4 protein-coding genes and 1 pseudogene are annotated in these 4,875 nt (G+C 51.8%); 2 read left to right on the forward strand and 3 right to left on the reverse strand.

The features are described 5' to 3' along the window. Nucleotides 1-322 precede the first annotated feature (322 nt). Entirely contained in the window at nucleotides 323-955 is a 633-nt protein-coding gene (locus tag ASF25_RS22940) for a hypothetical protein (RefSeq protein WP_210168828.1), read from the reverse strand. A 207-nt stretch (nucleotides 956-1,162) separates the two neighbouring features. Then, the gene (locus tag ASF25_RS22945) at nucleotides 1,163-1,513 is read right to left on the reverse strand and encodes a hypothetical protein (RefSeq protein ID WP_156369038.1); all 351 of its coding nucleotides are present in this window, start codon (nucleotides 1,511-1,513) and stop codon (nucleotides 1,163-1,165) included. Nucleotides 1,514-3,242: 1,729 nt separating this feature from the next. On the opposite strand from ASF25_RS22945, the gene ASF25_RS22160 reads away from it, so the two are divergent. Beyond that, entirely contained in the window at nucleotides 3,243-3,485 is a 243-nt protein-coding gene (locus ASF25_RS22160) for a hypothetical protein (RefSeq protein ID WP_082502839.1), read from the forward strand. Nucleotides 3,486-3,903: 418 nt separating this feature from the next. Then, nucleotides 3,904-4,536, forward strand: coding sequence for a recombinase family protein (locus tag ASF25_RS16035; RefSeq protein WP_056305861.1), 633 nt, complete (start codon nucleotides 3,904-3,906; stop codon nucleotides 4,534-4,536). 20 nt (nucleotides 4,537-4,556) lie between these two features. On the opposite strand, the pseudogene ASF25_RS23735 reads toward ASF25_RS16035, so the two are convergent. After that, nucleotides 4,557-4,781, reverse strand: a pseudogene (locus ASF25_RS23735) (TIR domain protein); the annotation flags it as partial. Nucleotides 4,782-4,875 lie beyond the last annotated feature (94 nt).

The following is a 4,875-nucleotide window of genomic DNA, read 5'->3' on the forward strand; positions in this document are numbered from 1 at the left end:
GCGACGATCTCTTCAGCCGTATGATTCTTCCGTCCCATAAAAACATCCTCCAAATGACCCAAGGCCATACATCAGGGAGGACCACTTTTCAGGGGGCAGGCCAGGTATCGGTTATTGAGCATAGCAATTCAATCGGCTTGCAACGAGATTTCGAGGCAAGCTGCTTGGAGTCTAGAGCCATCGGAAACTGACAGACCCGGAAATCGTGCAAGCGATTTCCGGGAGGGATAGCACGTTGTCTAAGAGCGGAATCGGGCGGAATCAATGGCATATGCGAAACAAACTAATGCATTCGATAGTCCATTAGTGTGAACGATTCCCATTATACAACACTACTCTTACTATAGACATTACAACCAATAACACCAACTTCATTACTCATACCAAGAACAACCAAATCAGTTAGAGTTTTTGAATCGAATGAACGCCCGATAGAATCGCCGTTGGTTTTCATAGTGTAATTGTATGCGACCTTCGACTTAAGAAAGTATCTGCACAAATTATCAATGGACTGCTCAACTGACAGTTCATCGTATAACGGTCGCATCTGAACACGATACGAACCAGGGAACATCGTTGTAAGCTTACGCCTAACGGACTCCGCATCGTGACCATTCAGGAAGACGAGTGAGTGCAAGTGGAATAAACCCATTACTCTTTCTGGCGTATCCTCACTGCCACCATTCAAGCCTTTCAGAACCACAGCCTTCTTCTTGCACGGCCTATCACGGAAGATGACTTGCATATCCATTGCCTCAAGCTCGAAGCGCCCGTAGGTTAGAAGCCCGTCAAATGATCTTCGCAGGGATGCTAAGGCCTTCCTTCCACGTTCCAATGCAGCTTCCACTTCACCGTGATCCAGAAGGCAAAGCTCGTTCAGGATCGTGACAAAGTATATGCTTTTCCGGGCTTTCAGTTCATCGGTTCCGTGTAGCTTACGGTGAACGGAAAGCACCTTACGAGTCTGACAGTCGATAAGTCTGTCACGGCATTTGAAGCACCAAGCGGATTGGCAGTATTGCCTTGGACCACAGTTCTTGAGTCGCGCGGCAATGTCATCAAAGCCATGAAGCTTAAGGGCATCAATGGCTACGTGCTTATGAGTTCGCCGGTTTACCGAAGCTTTGACTGCACCCATCCTGTCTTTGAATGACGACATGGATCAGTGCCAACTCTCAGCTTCATTCTTGTCACGGATGAACGCCTCAATCGCCAGATGATCCATTAGCTCGGCTATACGATTAATGTTCGTCAACAGTGGATTACTCGAATCAAGATCGTTTAGAGTGTAGAACAGACGCTCAAGATCATTCGAGAGTGCTTCGTAGGTTTTCTGGTCGCTTACACAACCATTATCGAAATGCTTACCGATTTTCTCGGAACGTTTGGCATACAGTCTCGCAAGCCGGAGAAATTCTGACTTAAGCAAGATCGAAGATTGACCTCGATAGAGGAAATACTGTGCGGATTGGGAGTAGGTATCTTGTAACGATACGATATTGAAGGTAGTCACTTTATGTTCCTTTTATTTGTCGGTTGCTTCGCAGAAATAGTCTCGTAATGGTCCTGAGCGTGTCGCTTCTGTTAAGATTTAATAACTCAGAGGCCATTTCGATGTGCTCCAGCTCAACTCTGCTAAATCGGATAGTCACAGAACGACGCTTTTCTCTCATTTGAAACTCCAAGTGTAATGACAGGTATTTAGGCATACCGTCTGTTCGTTCGCACAACTATTGTTGTGTGAGTCGGACTCAGTTGACTGTGAGAAAGCGGTGGTAAATTGCGTGCAGCTTGATAACTGTTATGCAGGCAATGACTTAAATGGGTTGTCGGCGGGTTGTGGCTCAAGGCCGAACAACCATTGTTGGTTCGTCAGGCGCACATCATGGTATTGAACCATGTAGTCCGTAAAGGAATGTGCGATTGATTTATATTTACTAACAGATAGAAGCAGAATTGTCAAGTTGATTTCTTGAAAGACGCGCTCTAGACCCTTGCGATCCGTCAGTTCTCCCGCGATACAATGTCCTTAGTCAAAGCTTCGATCCGCACTTCGGGTTTCTCCAACAGGGTCTTGCAGACAATCCCGTGCTTCGAAAGTATGATCGAGATATTGCTACAGTTGTTCTCTATGGCGCTTGTCATTTGCTGCACGTCCATTTCAACGCGAGCCGTGAACGTTTCCGGCTTAAGCTTTGCCGTTTGTGTCCACTCCTGCCCTCTTCGCAATGTTTCCGCGCCTATCTACGTGACCTTCTGGTGAAGAGCAGGGTCCTTATTCGTAGTCAAGCATTGTGACGTGACAATGTAGTATGCAACGCAAGTTGCATGTTCATGAGCGAAGTTATTAAGGACTCGAAGCATTGTTGGGCTAAGAGTTTGGTCTTGAGCGTTGGCGGTCCCGGGTAGAAGATGGATTAATCCACACACCAAGACGGTGAAGCCGTTTCGCATTTCGGCAATCCTCTTCGAATTCCAACATCGGTATATCATACGGCCACCTGCACTTACAGGGTTCCAGTAGGCTTAATCAATGGAACGGTCGTGTTGGAACACAGCCGCCTGCTACTTTGAGAAATACCTTTAGGATTAACATTACGCCAAGTTGCCGATTATGTGAATAAGAGCATGTGTGCGAGGGTTCGGTTGGGGCGAAGCTGGAAGCTCCGTTGAAAGGCAACGATCGCCATGTCTCACTTCAAACTTCGCACACAAATCAGCGACCAAGTTTGGGCAGCCGAGGCGCGCTGTTCGAGGCAGATGGACCGGATCGCGTCCCTTAGAGCGTGGGACCGGGACACGACAACGGACGAAATCCTCCTTGGGGAGTTCGAACAGAGCCTCACGATTATGCGGGAATATGAGCGCCAGGTCGCTGCCATGGGCGACCAAGCATAGGAATTGGATGGGTGACATCCTGATCCTCAAGATCACCCCGTAAATTCGCTTATGCGAGTGGCTGCTTTCCACTGGAGCGGCGGTTACCCCTACCCATGCACTCAGCGAACCGACCCGAAGATCAATTAGGGCTTGCTTTCTGGAACGGCCCCGGTGGAACGTAGCCGCTTTCGCCCCGAGTAGATGTTTCGAGAATGAACACCGCACCTTACGGCCGACCAAGCTCAGGGACGCAGCCCACTAATCCTGACAGTAGCCAGACTAAAGTAGAATATTATCTCATGTTATTGGTAGCAAGGAGGGCTCCAGGTAAGATCATTCCCTCATAGGATGAGGAGACCGGTGTGCCGCGCTACCACTTCGATATTCACGAAAATGGCGTTGTCGAGCGTGACGAAGTAGGCGTCGAATGCACGACTCTCGAAGCTGCCGTCGTACAAGCCAAGCGGGTTCTACCCGCCATTGCGGCCGACGAAGTTCCGCGCGATGGCGAACACAAAATCTACACCGTGGTGGTTACCGACGAGGACGGGAATGCAGTCTATACGGCGGGCCTGTCGTTCTCGGGAACGTGGCTAATCCGATGAGCGGTCCCCAATCCGCCGAACCAGACGGACCACCGCATTACCGAGCGATGAGCGTTGGAGCGGACGGCGAGATCATCTCACAGTCCGAAATCTCAGCCCTAGGGGACGACGAAGCGAAAGCGAAGGCACAGGCCCTCGTGGATGGGCACGCCGTCGACCTTTGGGATGATCTACGCTTCATTGAGCATTTCGCAGCGATGCCAGCAAAAGACTGAAAGCCCCGTTTCAGGAACGGCTGCTTTCCACCCGAGGGGCCGTTACCCCTACCCATGCATTCAAGTACTGACCTCGGAGGTCCATTAGGGCATGCCGGAGCGGTCGCACCAAAACTCCCCTAAAAGCCTGTACGTAAGGGTTGCTATCATCTTACGGACATGGTTCTATGGGGACATAGCCACAGCGGACGCGTGTAAGGCCGATGCAAACTGTCCTCTACGCCCGCGTCTCTGTCGCTGATCAGATTGTTGCCCACCAACGGACGCAGGCCGAAGCCGCTGGCTTCAAGATCGACCATGTCATCACCGACGAGGGCGTGTCCGGCATTTCCACCGTCCTCGCGGATCGTCCGCAGGGCCGCCGGCTGTTTGATATGCTGCGCCGGGGTGATGTGCTCGTAGTCCGTTGGGTTGATCGACTCGGCCGCAACTACCTCGACGTAACCGAGACCATCCGGGAGTTCATGCGTCGGGGCGTGATCGTGAAAACGGTCATCAATGCGATGACTTTCGACGGCTCCACCACCGATCCAATCCAAATGGCTGTGAGGGACGCATTGATCGCATTCATGGCCGCCACAGCGCAGGCGCAGGCAGAAGTCACGAAGGCAGCACAGGCGGCTGGCATTGCCCACGCGAAGGGTCGAGAGGATACTTACCTAGGCCGCAAGCCGAGCTACACCCGAGCACAGTTCGATGAGGTCGTGAACCGTCTCGACAGCGGAGAAGCCATCCAGGCAGTCTCCAAGGCCACCGGAATCACGCGTCAGACTGTCTACCGCATCCGCGATAATAGAAGCGAAGCCGAAGCAGCCTTGGCACGTTGGGCAGCTTGATTTCTCTGCGGGTAGAATGTCTAAAGCGCCACCAGCTCAGCGAGCTTAGTCGCAACATCTGCCATCGGCTCCTCCTCAGTGCTAAGGCCAGTTCGCGAAGCAAGGAGAGGGCTGATCTCTCGTAAAGCTTCGTACGTCGTGTTGTGGACAACGGGCACAAGCCGCTGACCAGCAAGAAGCGCCGAAAGCTCTTTGTCAGCTATACCTTCGTTAGGAAGGCGTCGCAGTAACGCAGGGGTTACTAGTGCACTGACGCGAGCGGATGATTCACGGGGGGCGTGATGCGTGCGAGTTTGGGCGATGGCTCAGACCGTTTGCATTCTTCTCGATGACGCGGCC

Source organism: Methylobacterium sp. Leaf100 (assembly GCF_001422845.1).
Classification (GTDB): domain Bacteria; phylum Pseudomonadota; class Alphaproteobacteria; order Rhizobiales; family Beijerinckiaceae; genus Methylobacterium.

Excerpts from the sequence above, each read along its gene's own strand:
- ASF25_RS16035 (WP_056305861.1), top strand. The coding sequence starts at position 3,904 with ATGCAAACTGTCCTCTACGCCCGCGTCTCTGTCGCTGATCAGATTGTT.